General features: G+C 52.3%; 9 protein-coding genes. 4 read left to right on the plus strand and 5 right to left on the minus strand.

The window, feature by feature from the left end:
- Window positions 1-71: 71 nt before the first annotated feature.
- Together C444_RS16680 and C444_RS16685 are read right to left on the minus strand one after the other, a co-directional pair.
- On the minus strand, window positions 72-1,430 hold the full coding sequence (locus C444_RS16680) for a hypothetical protein (RefSeq protein ID WP_004594194.1): 1,359 nt from the start codon (window positions 1,428-1,430) through the stop codon (window positions 72-74).
- Window positions 1,420-4,230 carry an EVE domain-containing protein gene (locus C444_RS16685; protein WP_004594195.1) on the minus strand — a complete coding sequence of 937 codons (2,811 nt, stop codon included), beginning with the start codon at window positions 4,228-4,230 and terminating at the stop codon, window positions 1,420-1,422. Before C444_RS16685 ends, C444_RS16680 begins: the two co-directional genes overlap by 11 nt.
- Window positions 4,231-4,315: 85 nt before the next feature.
- On the opposite strand from C444_RS16685, the gene C444_RS16690 reads away from it, so the two are divergent.
- Window positions 4,316-4,564, plus strand: a complete 249-nt coding sequence (locus C444_RS16690; protein WP_049909574.1) for a hypothetical protein — start codon at window positions 4,316-4,318, stop codon at window positions 4,562-4,564.
- Window positions 4,565-4,713: 149 nt separating this feature from the next.
- On the opposite strand, the gene C444_RS16695 is transcribed toward C444_RS16690, so the two are convergent.
- Both C444_RS16695 and C444_RS16700 read right to left on the minus strand, forming a co-directional pair.
- The gene (locus C444_RS16695) at window positions 4,714-5,535 is read right to left on the minus strand and encodes a hypothetical protein (protein ID WP_004594197.1); all 822 of its coding nucleotides are present in this window, start codon (window positions 5,533-5,535) and stop codon (window positions 4,714-4,716) included.
- Entirely contained in the window at window positions 5,536-6,381 is an 846-nt protein-coding gene (locus C444_RS16700) for a hypothetical protein (RefSeq protein WP_004594198.1), read from the minus strand.
- Between the two features lie 135 nt (window positions 6,382-6,516).
- On the opposite strand from C444_RS16700, the gene C444_RS16705 reads away from it, so the two are divergent.
- From C444_RS16705 to C444_RS16720, 3 genes are all read left to right on the plus strand, one after another.
- Window positions 6,517-7,920 (plus strand): hypothetical protein, encoded by a 1,404-nt coding sequence (locus tag C444_RS16705; protein WP_004594199.1) that lies wholly within the window; start codon window positions 6,517-6,519, stop codon window positions 7,918-7,920.
- The gene (locus tag C444_RS21360) at window positions 7,917-9,332 is read left to right on the plus strand and encodes an argonaute/piwi family protein (protein WP_239641320.1); all 1,416 of its coding nucleotides are present in this window, start codon (window positions 7,917-7,919) and stop codon (window positions 9,330-9,332) included. Before C444_RS16705 ends, C444_RS21360 begins: the two co-directional genes overlap by 4 nt.
- Before the next feature lie 171 nt (window positions 9,333-9,503).
- Window positions 9,504-10,466, plus strand: a complete 963-nt coding sequence (locus C444_RS16720; protein WP_004594202.1) for a DUF4268 domain-containing protein — start codon at window positions 9,504-9,506, stop codon at window positions 10,464-10,466.
- A 21-nt stretch (window positions 10,467-10,487) separates the two neighbouring features.
- Here C444_RS16720 and C444_RS16725 read toward each other — a convergent pair whose 3' ends face one another.
- Window positions 10,488-14,912, minus strand: coding sequence for a hypothetical protein (locus C444_RS16725; protein WP_152420819.1), 4,425 nt, complete (start codon window positions 14,910-14,912; stop codon window positions 10,488-10,490).
- Window positions 14,913-15,386 lie beyond the last annotated feature (474 nt).

Consider the following 15,386-nt stretch of genomic DNA (forward strand, 5'->3'; position numbering starts at 1 on the left):
AGATGTGATTGTTGGGAGTCTCTCCTGATATGAGATGTTTCAATACCCATTATATCTCGACCTCGGTCGACTTACGGCTTGATTATAGGGCTATCAGGAAATGAAGCAGCAGCGAACGAACGGAGCAAATCAACATCGTCGGTGAGTAACTCGCTCCCGTTCAGGTGAATGAGCTCGTCAGCAGTACCGGCTGTTGAATACCCGTTCGTGATGAGGAGACTAGTGACCGGTAGATCTGGATTGTCAATGAGGTAGTCGTCGTGGTACGCAAACCGTCGGTAGGTAGCCAACTCCTCTAGTCCCTGCCGGAATGCTTGAGCTGCGGATGAGTACTTGACTTCGCCGAGAAGCACGGCGACGAGGTCGTCATCTGGGGAACTCGTGTCGTAGATTTCGATAACGATGTCGGGGCGACCTCGATACAGAACGGGATCTTGATCGCTCCCAGTCAACCCGCGAAGTGCGTTGGTATAGTCGACGAGCGCGTCCTGGTAGCGTTTGAACGTCGGGTGGGCGGGTACAACGTCTGGGTCAAGGGTTTCGTGGAAGTCGATCGCGCCGTTCTGGTCGTGGAAAATATCGATGCGTCGGTCATCGGTTTCGAGTTGTGCCAAGGCGGTACTTTCACCGGCGATTGGGTGGAGTCGTACACCGGGAGTTTCGTCGTTGAGATACCGGAGAATCCGGAAGATGCAGAAGAGTTCGAAGAGCGTTGGCGTGGATGCTGGAATGATGAGCGTCTCGGTCAGGAGCTTGGTGATGTCCGGATCGAATCGATTCGATTGTAATCGTTGGTACCGGTCGAGGAGTTCGTAGGCTTCCGTGTACAGGTCGAGGCGGGAGCGGCGGGCGGCCGTGAGGTCTTGGTCGGTGACGGAGATTTGCTGTCCGGGAGCGATACGGTTCAGGTGGACGTTCTGCTTGTAGAGCCGGTCAAAGTGGTCGATCTGGTCGTCGGTCCAATATTGGCGACGCCAGTCATACTCGACACCGCGGAGATCGGTCGTGACGGTACGATGAACCTGCCAGAGTAGACGTTTCAGAACACGGTTTTCTGCAATATCGTACTCCGTATATGGTGTATCGCAAACGAAGCGACTCTTATCAGAGTAGCCGCTGTCTGACCACGTCCGTAGCGTCCCACTCCAATTGATAGAACCACGAACCTCACCTTGGGTGTCGACGTGTTCGCGTTGATTTTCGGTTTTGACCCGGCGGACTCGTTCTGAGAGCCTGCTTATGAAGTTGTGAACATCCTCACTCAGACAGAAATGGATGCGTTTGATTCGATCCCAGTCGTCAATGTCGAGGCCTTCGTAATCGAGTGACTGCGTGAGCGACCTCGGATTGATCGCACCGCTCCGGAGATACGTGGCGAGTTCTTCAGTTGTGGCGTCGACGAGCGCGTCGGCAGTCAGGCTACGCGTCATCGTCGAAATTGATACCGAAGAAGTCAGCAGCTTTCTCCTTTAGTCGTTCTCCATCCAAGTCGAGATTGATGTCGCCATTTTCGGTGGGTACGTCGGTGTCTGTGAGCGAGCGAATCAGTTGTTTTTGATCCTCAGGTCGCATCCCTTCGAGCTGCGGGTACACCAGCGAGACAACGGCTGATGAGAGCGCTTCACTCTGGGTCCCCCCGGCGTGCTCAAAGGAGTCAAGGTACCGAATGATGTCGTAGACGATAGACGGCCCGATGACGCGGTGTTTGTTGATGCGCTGCCACAGCACGGTAATTACTGGGTACGATGCCTCAAGCACGGGACGCAGTCCGGGGTTGTCAGCGAGCCATGCGGTCGAGTAATTATCGTCGGCATCTGGATCCAAGAGTGACGTGCGGACTGCGCCGTCGTCAGTGGTGAGTGGCGGGACACCGACATGGATGAAATTGAAGCGGCGCATAAACGCGTAGGACATCTCATACAGCGAGGTTTTGTCATACGTGTTCATCGTAGCGATGAGACGCCACGACGGCGTCACGGGAAACGCATCCGGGTTCGCAATGATCTCAGCAAGCTCACCATCACTGGCGTGGTCACTCACAGAAAGCAGTTCGACGGTGCGCTCGCGTTCATACGGAAGTTCCGTTGAGTCACCGGAGAGAACGGAGAACAGTTGACCGAACGCTTTGTCGATGTCAGACCGGTTGATTTCGTCGATGATGAGCCACTCATTGACGACTCGGTCCTGCCGGAAGCATTTCAAGAATAGGCGAGGCTCAAACAACAATTCTTGACCGCCATCATTTGTGGACGGGACGTATCCACCGATCGTGTCGAAGGCGGTCCATTCTGAGGTGGCTGTCGTGAATCGGTATCCATCGACTTGCTCGTGGGCCGTTGCTCCGTCAGAAACCGCTTTGGCGAGTTTGGTTTTCCCGGTTCCTGGCGGCCCGGTGAAGATGATGTGTTTGCCAGAACGAAGCGACGCTTCGATTTCGCGTTGTAGCCGATCGTCGTCTTCGAAGTAGAGCGTTTCTGGAATTTGCGCGTTGATCTGCGGTGGAGTGAGCTTCTGTTCGAACCGGTCCAGTGCCTCTTGACTAACGCCATCTACTGCAGGCTCTTCCAGTGCGAGGATTGTCTCGTATTCATCTTTCGTCAGTGGGAACAGGCTACCCTGAGCCCCATTCGTAATCGGGGTCGCATCTTCGAGTTCCGGTATTGCATTCAAATCGCCCCACGTGATGTTCTCAATACGCCGATCAAACTGGATTCGAACACCAACATCAGATGTCGACTCTTGGTCACTATCGGTCGTTTCCGGTTGTTCATCTGTCGTTGTGCCCCCTTGATGATCTCGCTCTGGCGGGATTACCTCGCTTACCGTACCTTCGGCCACGATTGCTTTGACCGGGGTGGACTCGTAGAACAGAACACGGTCACCGGGAGCAGCTGATCTGAATGCGTCGAACAGTCGTTTCTTGTTCCCCTTCTCGTTGTAGGCGTTATAGAAGATCTCGCTCCCATCAGCAATATCGTCGACGGACCAGATAGAGGGATTGGCTGTCGCCCAAAAGTAGTTCGTCGCCTCGGCTGGTGATGCTACCAAGTCGGACGTGTTGATACCCGCTGTCTCAAGCAGGTATCGGCCTGCTTCGGGCGTGAGGTGGCAAAGATACGCTTGAATAACATTCCCGTTCTTGTCGAGTGGATACCGCTCTTGCTCTTGTCGTACTTCGGAATTCTGTAGTTCCTCTCGGAGTTCCACTAGTGGGAGCGGTTCGTCAAGACGGGTTGTATCGACATCGACGCGATAATACTCGCCGCCTTCCATCTCGGTGAGTCGTGCTTCGGTCGTGACGACGGAGCACGCACGAACTGCCTGGTTAGTGTAGTGGAAGATGATGTCGCCTGTTTCGAGGACGGTCAGATCGCGTTGCCACTTCTTATCTTGTGAGCGGAGAAATTCATCATTGAATTCGACCTCGCGGTTCTGGTTCACCCAGTAAAACGAAACATCGTCAATATCGAGGTCATCAACTGACTGTTCAGCTTCCGATTCACCCTCTAGCTCGGCTTCGTCTCCCTCTATCTCGGCTTCGTCTAGTTCGGCAAGATCCTGCTGTTCGATCCAATTGAAGAAGCTATCTAAGTGACGGAAATCCTCATTGAATGGGTAGGTACCACGCACCGTTCGGAATTTGTTTGCGTCTTCGATATACTGATGCAACTGTCTGGACATCCCGTAGCCGAAATATTTCTCCATACCAGTGCGAGACCGATCGTTACTGATCGGATATTTTGTTGGATGAACAAAATACAGAATAGGGGAAATGATACCGGCTTGAACTCCACCAATATCCAATGCGGCGAACTCTTCGACTGCCTCGTCGATTGTTTCTCTGTCATCGGATTCGATCACCGTTTTGAGAAATTCGTAGGTCTCCTCTTCGTAGCCTTCTATCGGCACCGAGTACGTCCCTTTTCCAACGATTCCTGTCCCTTGTTCAATGCAGTCGTTGATTTCTGTCTTCGAGGCTGAGTCAATCGCAAGATCGTCGATCCGTTCTTTCTTCATTTCCGGACTCAGCGCATTGTCGTTCTGACACAGGTTGTACACCGTTCGCATCGCATACTCATCGATCGATCCGGTGTCAACGATTGCACGGACAAGTGTCTGTACGGCCTCGGATGTGTTCCTGACGTGTGCTTTGTCTTGTTCCCAGTCTTTGTTGGAGACGTACTCCTGTACGAGAGCGTCAATATCAAGCGACGAGTCAGCCTCGCTCATTACTCGCCTACTGACACGAGGGAGTCATAAATGCGTGCCTGTGAATCCACGACGCTATAGTAGCTGGCTCCGCCTAATGGAGATGATGGCGAGGTTCGCTGAGGGGGATCGTGTCCGAGTTGACATTCCTGATGAGACGGATCCAGAGCACAGCAGGTTCCACGGCGACCACGGAGAGGTTGTGAAGGTTCTCACCGACGATGCGGGGACGGTTACTGGAGACGATCGAGATTCTCAATTATACCGTGTTGCTCTCGAAGATGGTGAGACAGCTGACTTCCGCTGGCGAGATTTGCGACCACCGATCGATGATTCCACAGAGGCAGAGAACTGAGTGGTGTTTCAACACTCGCTTTGCGGGCAGATGGCATCAAATCGATAGAGACGCTATGCAAGATTGAGAGGCTTGACCGCTATTCAGATTGATTGTGAAGCAGCTCCTGATTAGGTTTTCATATGGCAAGAGTGCTCGCAAAGCAGCGTTCAGTCGTCGAGGGTTTCTGACTTCGCTTCATCAACCGTCTTTATCGACTCCTCTTCAGGACGCTCAACCAAGTCATCCGAATAAAACTCTTCAGTCGCATACAGTACAGCAATATCGAACTCCTTCGTCAGGGTGTGTTTGAACTGGGCAACATCGTTCTTATCGCCTGTAACGAACCGATCGAGAACTCCTCTCTGCATCGTATAGATCGCATCCAATACCCACTGCAGGTCCTCTCTTGACATCCCCCATTCCCCCAGGCCGATTTCTGCCTCAATGACCTCTCGCTCTTCATCCATCTCGTGGTACGCGGACTCCCGAATCTTCACATTCTCCATAAGAATATCCTTATTGCGTTCTGCTGCCCAGAGTATCAGGTCACGAAGGTCCTGAACAGCTCGTCGAGCGTTTCGGTCAGTCAGTTCCCGGGTTGAAAAGTAATCCTGGAAGTAGGACCTTATCTGTGGCTCTGCCTGTTTCCGGATTTCGAAGTGATCTATGAATGCATCAACAACCTTCTCCACAGTCATTCCTTCTCGCTGAAGTTGTCGGATCTGCTTATCGAAAAACGGGACACGATCCTCAAGGATCTTCGCTATATGCTGGTACTTACCATCCTCAGCATCTACATCAGTGGAAAGCTGTGAGGGGTCGCTAACGATGGAAGGGTCTCGTCGACGCTGGTTACAATACTCATAAACCACGAACTCGCTTGTGTAGAGCGTATTGTTCTGATAGAGTGGTTTAACGTCCCGGTGCCACCTATCGTGCGAGTACGTTAAACCGGCTAACACGTTGGTTTCAACGAAGTATCGCGTCATTTAGTCCGAGAACGATAGACCGAGTTCCTGCGCAAGGATCGGTTCCATCATAGCATCAGCCGCCTTCGATTCAATTGATCCAGGCTGAGGACGATCTTTGCTCCCGAATTTTTCGGATAGTGTCTGGGATTCAATCCTTCGGAGTTTCTTTCTGGTTGATTCACGAGCTGCTTCAAATGACGTGATACCAATCTCTTCTTTCACTTCCTGTTTCGTCATCTCATACCTGTGGTTTTCTGCTACTCGTAATGCGAAGGTACGCCAAAACGTGAGATTGATCTGCATCAGTTTGTCTGGGTCGAAACTCGTCTTGTCGACTTCGCGTGTGAACATAGTGTACCATTTACTCAAGTCCTGTTCTTGTTCACGGAATTTGACTGTAGGAAAGGTATCGTGGACGGCGTAAACTGAATCTATGATCGAATCGCGGCTGGGTTCTACCTCATAGAAATCGTTGTAGTCTTCGTGGAGAGTGCGTACTTTTTTATCAAGTTCGCGGAACTCCCGCTGGACATCATAGGGAGCATCTTGATACATAATGTCCGTGATCCCCTCTAATTTGTCATCGTAGTACAATTCAAGAGCTTCCCTTACCAGTGGTCGGAGCTCCTCTTTGAGAGATTCTGATTGGTTCGGAAGATCAAGTTCTGGTCCGACAGTGGGAAGAGGCGAGACCGTGCCGAATTGATACCAGAAATAGGGGATAGTGATGTTAACATCCTTTTCGTCTGCAGATTTTTGAACCGTATAGAGAAGTTTGTAGAGGGACTTATCCACCAGTTTGGTCTCGTATGTCCGTTCTTGATGGATCAAGTGAATCACTGTGCGAAGGTCCCTGTCTTTCATTTGGCCGGGCGTTATACTCCTTAGGATATATGTTTAGGGGCGAAAACGGGCTAGAACCTGTGGTTCTTGACGCGTAGAGAGAGTTTAGAACCTGTCCAAAGGAGTTTTGGTATGTAGTTGAGAAACAGCCCTGTAGTGCCAATCTATCGTATCTTGTCGGAACGCGAAGGAGTCCAAGAGAAGGGGCGTTCCTACAAGGATGCTGTGATAGACTTCATGGAAGCAACCGGGTATATGGAGCACCGGGAAGCAGAAATCCATCCCTCACTCGACGACATCCAATTCCGTCATAAAGGCTCAGGTGAGTGGGTCATCGCTGAAGCCAAAGGCTCCAAACTGAGTCCCAACGATTTTCGCAGCGAACTGGCTCGATACTACCTTGAGTACACTCATCGACCCAAGGAACAACGGTTTGATTTCTTCATATTTGCCGAGGAACTGGGTTACCCTCAGCTGTGGAGCGATCTTTTCGAAAAGTCATACACAGACAACGACAAAATCGAGGAATTCCTCTCCCAACTGGAGAAGAAGCTAGACGACGAGAAGCTCAGCCAAAAGATTGCAGATACTTACGTTGAAGATTTTGAAACCTTTGCTATTGATACCCACGTCCATGAGGCCGATTATCTGGAGCTCAAGACTGTGGCTATGGAGCTACAGGAATCTGACCGGTTCAATTACGAACCGTACCTTCATTCCTTTGAGCCAATAAAAGAACAGCACGACCACGCTACCAATCTGTTTCATGTGACCTCATTTCCCGACGATCTCTATATCTATGACACAGCTGAAGGAATCGCAGAAGCTCGGTATTACAACTACAATAACAAGCATTATCCAGTCGTTCCAGAAGCAGGGAAACTGTACACCTTAGTTGAGAAAGACCGGTTGCCGGGCAGTACACGGCACTACATCGGATCTGACTCGCCAGATGTTGTAGATTTCAAAACCTGGATTGGCGAGGAAGACAGCCCTGAACGAACAAACATCGTCCGAGAGCTCCTTCTTGGGGTCATCTCTGTCTCAGCACAGAAAAACGACTGTATAGTAGAACGTAGCCGAGGGAGACATATCTATCCGATTTACGATAAAGATCGGCACCACGGAAAGCGGACTGACACCCAAAACCGATGGCTGGCACAAGAGCTCAGTGATCGAAGTGAAATTCGGCACCGAGCAGTAGATATTCGGGTAGAAAAATACGCAGATGATTTCTACTATGTACTAACGCCCACTCAAGAGTTCACTTGGGACGGTGAAGAGAAGGTCACTGGCGAACGGAAGTCCGAACTTCAGGACAAATTTTCACCGAACCGATTCCAAGGCCAGAACAGTAAACAGCTACGTCAAATCCGGATATGGCCAAAGATTCTGATGCTGACTATCAATACTGGCCTGTCCCAATGGATCGACGGCGATCAACTGCCGGCTATTCAGAAGATAGAGGCAGAACAGGTTCAAGGCCTCACACTTGGAATTCGCCCGCCTAAAGATGGAGACGAACAGTCTCGAATCATCGACGGAGTGATAGATGAATGAACAGTGACTCCCCCTTCCGTATTCAGCACTGGGAAGAGCCAGAAATCGAATTTGAGGGTGGTTTAGAAACATCGCCGAAGAGGGGATTGGTGAAATACGGACCTCGTCTTGAGGAAGATAAGCACCACACGATTACACTTGGGATTATTGGAGATCGTGACACTATCCGAAACTTACAGTCCTTGCTTCGGGATATGGAAATCGGGATTCATCCCGGAAATCAAGACCAACCTCAACAAGTCCCCTACCCTGGTGTCGGGGAAGACTCTAGGTTGAAAATTTCTATACATACTAAGCGAGGCTGGCGATTTCCGATTAGGGATAACTACATTGAAAGAGTGGAGCAGCAGGACACCGTCCGTGAAAGAATGGACTATTTCCTCGATATTGTAGAGGACAGAATCGATCTCCTTGACAGGGATAATATCTCTCCAAACGTCGTCATCGTCTGTATCCCACAACGGGTGATGGATGCCTGCACCCCTACCGATGAAGAGCACTCTCAGATCCAATCAGAGGGGAGCAATCTCCATAATCGAATCAAACTTATCGGAATGGAAAGACGGCTTCCGACACAACTCATCAAGCCGTCCACTCTTGATGTCTCGAAATCAGGGGAGAGAGCGAAACGGGCATGGAACCTCACAGTTGGAATGCTATACAAGTCTCAGGAAGGTCACCCGTGGAAGACGCGAGAAATCGAGGAAGGAGTTTGCTACGCAGGGATCTCGTTTTACCGTGTGGGGGGAGAAAGCTCTGAAGTCCGAGCAGCACTAGCCCACGTTTTCCGCGGGAAAGACCACGTCATCCTTCAAAGCGACCCGTTGAAAGATATTGAGGAAGATAATAGTGGACAGCCACACCTGTCTGAGGAAGGAGCAGAAGCTGTTGTGTCGCAAATCCTTGAGCACTATCGGCAGCGCAAAGGAATGTATCCACGTCGGTTTGTACTCCACAAGTCTTCCGAGTTCTGGGACCGTGAACGAGATGGTTGCCGGGCAGCTGCAACTGAAATAGAGAACCTGGATCTCGTCACAATCCGTAATCGGCCTGATGTCCGGCTTTATCCTGACAGCAATTTCCCAGCAGTTCGAGGAACCGTACTTAGTGTTCCAGAAGACGACATCCACTACCTGTACACAACAGGATTTGTCCCCGAACAGATGACGTATGAGGGCAGTAACGTCCCAAGGCCAATAGAGGTGGTGCCTGATCCTGAACAGTGCCCAACACCAGCCGACCAAGTGTGTCGAGAGATCCTGTTCTTTACCAAGCTAGACTGGAACACTTCGGAGTATTCAGTTAGAATGCCAGCGACTTTGGGTGTAGCTAATAGCGTAGGCAAGGTTCTTTCTGAACCAGCTACAGAGTCGATGGACGACGTTAGACCGGAGTATTACTATTATATGTAAAATTTCGTCTATTAGTTCAGAATATTCTCAGGACTAAGGCTTCGAGTACACGAAGCTCACCATCAAGCTCCTGCCTCTCCCGCAGCAACGAAAGATGGCTTTCCTAACTAGGATTACCTCACCGTTCTTTTGAACACCAAGAATATACGCGCTGTTTCCGAGAGACAGAGTATGGATAGAAGTATCGCAGAGATCGAAGAACATGAACTCCGATCCGTTTGGGAGAACGAGGAACGAGATTTCACTCGATGGCTAACGGAGAATATTGACTTACTAAGTGCGGAACTCGGGATTGAAATCGAGGACGCACGTGCTGAAGAAGCGATCGGAGATTTCTCAGCAGACATCGTAGCCCGGGAGATGAACACTGGTGAGACGATCGTCATCGAAAACCAGTATAGCAAAACAGATCACGACCATCTAGGCAAGCTGTTGACGTACTCGGCCGGAAAGAGAGCGGGATTCACGATGTGGCTGGCTGAGGAATTCCGACCAGAACACCGGAGTGTACTGGAATGGCTCAACGAAAGCGGGCCGAAGGACGTGAAATTCTTCGCTATCAAACCTCGTGTGGTGAGTATTGAGGGTTCAGAGAAGCGAGGGTTCGAATTCGAAGTGATCGTCGAGCCGAACGACTGGGAGCGAGAGTTGAGCGATGAGGAGTCACTCACGGAGACTGAAAAGGGCTACAAGGAATTCTTCGCTTACTTGGTTGAGGCGTATGCTGAACGGCGGCCGAGTTGGTACAAACTGACGCCCGGGCCGCGCGGGTATATGACGTTCAGTGCAGGGATTACTGGGGTCAGTTTTGGCTGGGTGTTCCATCAAGGCCCCGAGTTCTCGATCGAGCTGTATATTTCGACTTCGGAGAAGGAGCGAAATGAGGCGATCTTTGAAACGCTGCAGGATGACCGTGAGGAGATCGAATCGAATCTGGATGTTGAACTCGTGTGGCAGCAGTTGCCTGAAAAGCAGGCCTGTCGGATCAAATGGCCGAAACCGATCGAAGGGAAAATCACTGATCTAACCCCTGAACAACAGGCCGAGTTGATTGAATGGGGAGTGGATGCTATGGATATATTCCAAGATGAGGTCGAACCACGGGTTGCAGAGTTACAAGGCTCTGACCTGTGAAGATCACCTTCCGTTGATGAGTCAAATGTCGATTGATTCGTCGCTATCCTGAACGTAGATGACTAATCCGTCGTGGCCGTAGCCTTGGTTCCGGAAGCTATTGACTAATTCAGGGAGTCCGTCAAGCTCCCTGGTCAGGTCCACAGCTTGTCGTCCGGATTGAACACCTAACAGCCGCCACGAGCCCTGATACAGGGTTTGATCTGTATCGTCGGTCTCAGATGAGTGCAAGACTTTGCGATAGACCCGGAGCTGGTTTTGGGTCAAGTGTACCTTGTATGGGCCTTCATCGCCCAAACTCTTGATTTCGTATCGAACGGGCTTGATCTCGTCACCGGTGCGTTCCAGCCCGAGCATATCGTACCCTGCACCATCCCATACGCTTGAGATGTGGAGCCCCGATTCGAGAGCTTCATCGCTACCTGTTTCGTTCCATTCTCGAAGGCCGCGTTCCAGATTTTCTGCAGTCCGGCCTGAGGATGGAATCACTGATAGAAGGCTCTCCAGAGCCTCATCAAACTCTCCTCGTGCCTTCGCATCTTCGAGAAGTTCTACAGTCTGCGTGGTAATCCACGATGCGGCCGCTCGCTCAGCTTCGTCACCAACTGATTTCGTATTCTTCCATTCGGATTCGAGATCTTCGATCTCTACGATTCCGTTTTCAGTTTCGTTCGGATCACCTTCGGACAGCCTTGGTCGACCCCAGCCAAGATCCTTTGTGGTTGCCACGTTCTCGACGGGTTCGTACTGCGGTGAGAACTCAATTAGCCGATCTTCGAGTTCTTCGGGGGCTGGTATCGCCGCTTCAGGGAGTGATCCGCCGAATGGGTCCCCTCGTAGCCATTCGATGACGGCTCGTGTCGGGTCGAAGGCGACTCGTCGAGACGCATCTTCAGTGATGTATTCCTGCAAGCGATCTTCGAGTTCATCGTCAGAGAACGCTACCTCGATGTGCTCCTCTATGAGGTGCTCCAAGAACGGAATAAGTTGTTCCCACTTCGTGAACCACGCGTCCCATTCCGCTCGGTGTGTCTGTTCACAGGAGAACTGTGGCCGGAACGGCTCCTGAGCGTCTGTCAAGTCTATCGATCGTAACGCAGCATTCACGTCAGCAGCGGTAAGAGACCATGAAACCGCGGTCACATCCACATCATCAGGGTCGATATGAGAGAGTCGGTTCCACGAGTCACGAACCCGAATATCGAGTTCAGATAGCGCCGTCCGCACCCGGCGACGTAGCTCCTCGTGTTCTTCATCATCAAGTTGGCGGAGATGTCGCTCGTAGGCGTCAACCAAGGAGATTGCGTCGCGTTTCTCCAAGAGTCGTTCGACACGGCTGACATCGTCTGACTCGTAGCCGCTGAGGGCCTGACCGAAGAGTGGGCCGACGCCAGTAGCGGAGTCCTCAAGCAGCAGTTTAGCTAACGGCTCACCGAATTCGTCAAGCGGTGGTGAACCTGTGGTTTCGTCTGGCGTATCAAAGATAATCGTTGGTGGGTCGGGTTGCAGATAGAGCGCGTGATTGTGAGTGTTCTTGTACCGCGTTGCAGTCAGTGACTCTTCCCCGCCGAGAGTTGCTTGGAATTCGATCCATGCGTTCTCAACGTAGCGAATCGTACTGCTTCGCCATCGATCAGCCGCCGTCGCCGGGTCAATATCAACTTGGTTTGTCGTACTGGCGAGGGCAAGCAGATGCGCGATGATTGGCCGAAGTTGTTCTTCGAGGTTCTGAACGACTTCCACTTCTTCGCTGCCCCGATGGGCTGGGTACACCTGACGTGAAATATCAATCTCGCGTGCGGCCAGTGGCTCATATCCTCGAAGAGTCTCAGTCCCGATCGTCGCTGCAGCCAGCGGCACCGCTGGGAAGAACCGGCGCATTTGATCTCGGGCGGTGTTTGTCGTTGGAATCCACACATCTTCGTCCGGTTCATACCACGCTAATCCTCGTTCAGCGAGCGCTCGTGGTTCGTCGACGGGTCGATACCCGAGGATGGGGATCTCCCGGTCGTCTCCTTCAGGGTCGTGTTCTCGGCAGATCGTGTTGAGAAGACGGTCAAATAACCGAGTCAAGGCTTGCCGTGCACGTGGATTCTCTTCGATCTCGTCTAACCGATCCGCTGTTAGTGAATGTACCTGAGTCAGTAGTCTGAAAGCTGGTTCTGCAGCGTCTCGTCCGAGACTATCCATATCGGTCCCGCTGACCGAATCAAGGGCGATCAACAACTCCTGTGAGAGTGGAGCTTCCTTCGACACACTCCAGAGTACGGACGGGAACTGGCGCTGTTGTCGGGAGACAAGCGTGAGCTCTGCCGGTGCAATCCGATCTGGTGGGTCTTCAACGAGGAGCGGTGGTTCTGCTTCCCCTTCAGCGTCACCGACTGGGAACCAGGCTTGATTCCGAAGTGCCGGAAGGATCTCGATTGGCCGCCGCCCTTGCTTTTCCTCGTCTAATTCGTTCCGTTCAGCTTCAATGATGTCTGCAAGCCACGAGTCCCAAGCTGCATCAAGCGATGTTAGCCACGCAGCCGGATCAACCGAGTCTGAAGTCGCAGGTTCTGTTCCGAGACGGAGTGGGTTCCACTCCGTCCCTGCTGCAACTAACACCGGGGGTGCGTCGCGGGGCGCAACCGTTCCGTCCTCACCCCCTTCGACTAACGTGAGTCGAACCCCATCGTCTGGATCGGGCGGTTCCGGCGTTACTCCAATGAACCCGAGGAATGAATCCAGATCCGCATTTTCGGGGAGTGAGGGGAGTTTTTCGACGGCAACCCGATCTCGTGTGAGTTGACGTGCTGGTTCCCACTGTCCATCTATTGTCGGGAGAAACAGCGTTGCGATCGCACGGCCAGCAGATCGAGCATTATCGCTATAGACATCGTCTCTAATTGCTCGCCATCCGGGACCATACGTATCCGTTTCTGCCGGGGGAGCTGCACTGCCTTGCGAGTTGAGTGCGAAGAGATCCATCGTGAACTGAATCAGTTCAGACTGTAATCGCTCCGCACGGTCCGGATCAGCATCTAATGGCTTGTACTCCCAGTCAGTCAGAGCGTTCGGGAGTTGCCGGAGCTCTGCGAGGACATCCCACCGATTGAATTGATTCGCTCCAAGGGGGTGTGGTGGCTCTCGGTCGAAACCGGACTGGAACTCGTATGAAGTCACAGCACGCCCGGCCTCACGGAGCGCAAGCGGGAGATCAAGCTGTGTTGTCTCTGACCGACGGATGAAAAGCCGATGTGTGTGTCGATCAGCCTGAATCTGCCCGCCAGCTGTCCCTCGTTCGGGGAGTTGTACGGCGGGTGTGTCGCTCGTCCGGTCCTCATCTCGCGTCGCGGTGATGGGCGCAACACGAGTGCCCGCATCTCGTATCGCGTCACACATCGCTATCGCGCGTCGCCGCCAGGTTTTCGTTCTGCGAGAGGATTTGCACGTCCGGTCAAGCCAGTTACCTGCCGCTTTCCAGAAGTCATCATACGTTGAAAGTGGCCACTGGTCTTGCTGCTCGAAAAATGCATCAGCCAGTGCCGCCCACTGTCGATACCGATCCGGTTCCTTTACTCCAGCATTGGAAAACAGTAGATTCTCTATGTGGTCGACGACGATCTTGGCGGCGTCTGAACTCCGTGACCCTGGGTCGAGGAACCGCCAAAAATCATCCCGAGGCGTCCCACCCGAAGTGATCTGTGGGACAGTAGTAACTGCTTCAGGGTCGATCCATGTGTACTCAAAGTCATCATCCGGAATACCGAGATGATTGAGGATTGCGTGGAGATGCAGTTCCGCAGCTGCTCTAAGTAGGGCTCTGTTGTATCGACCAATCGTCTCGTCATCAAGCCGAAGGGCTGTTCTATCCGTTCGTAACTGGAAATCACCCTGGAGATCGATACCGAAGGGAGTCTCGATTAGCGTGGGCAGGTAACCGTACAGTCCGGGTATTGAGTCAGCCGAGCTGGCTTCCAGCCGTGGCCAAGCGATGGCTGCACCGGGCGTGGAAACATCGTGTTCAGCCTCTTCAGCGAGCGATCGCAGTTCTGAGGATGCCCAGTAAACGATCGACCGTTTCGCTTCCTCGGGGTTCGTCGATGGCCAAGTAGACTTCTGGAATCTGTTCCCCCACGCATCGAAGGAGACGGTGAGTTTCCGGCGGTCATCGAATAGCCCGATAAAGTTGAGATGCCGTTGTTGAAACGTTTCAACGGACTCACGTAGCTCATCCTCTTTCCCAGGGGTAATCGGGACTACCACGACCGTGCTAAAGTCGGAAACATCGTCGGGTGTCGGTGGCTTATCGCCGCATAACGGGAGTGGGAAATGGAAGCTCGCTCGTTGTTCGTCGTTGTCCAAAGGGCTCTCCGGCGAATCAAGGAACTCGGCGTGGCCACTCTGTACCTCTGGGAATTCGAGTCGCTGCTGCCACGTGTCGTGATCCAGTGGAAGATGCATCTCCATCCCCCACCACCCAGGACTTTCAGAGAACCGACTCCAGACACGGGCGAAATCCCCTAACCAGAAGACGGACCGGAATCCGACGCCTTTGTTCCCGACGCTCTCTTCAGGGCGCTTATTCGATATGTGTAGCGTACAGAGGGCATTGAAGTCTGGTCGACGCCGTCCTTGAACATCAGGGGGATTCGAATAATCGTATTCTGGATCTACTCGGATGGGTGCTCCGTCGTTCGCAACGACAAGTGCCTGCTCAGTCGGCCCCCAATCGACATCGCGGATTTCGACTGCAACGTTAGATTCAGCCCGATCGAGTGCATTCTGTAAGAGTTCAAAAAGAACACGAGCAGTATATTGCCGACGAATCGATTCCTCGGCCTGCAAATCCCGGTACGCATCGTCACCACTCATTCCGGCCGAGTTATCGTAATGTCGCTGAAATACTGCTTGAAGATCGCTTGGCTCGGGAACGTA

The organism is Haloarcula japonica DSM 6131 (assembly GCF_000336635.1).
Lineage (GTDB): Archaea > Halobacteriota > Halobacteria > Halobacteriales > Haloarculaceae > Haloarcula > Haloarcula japonica.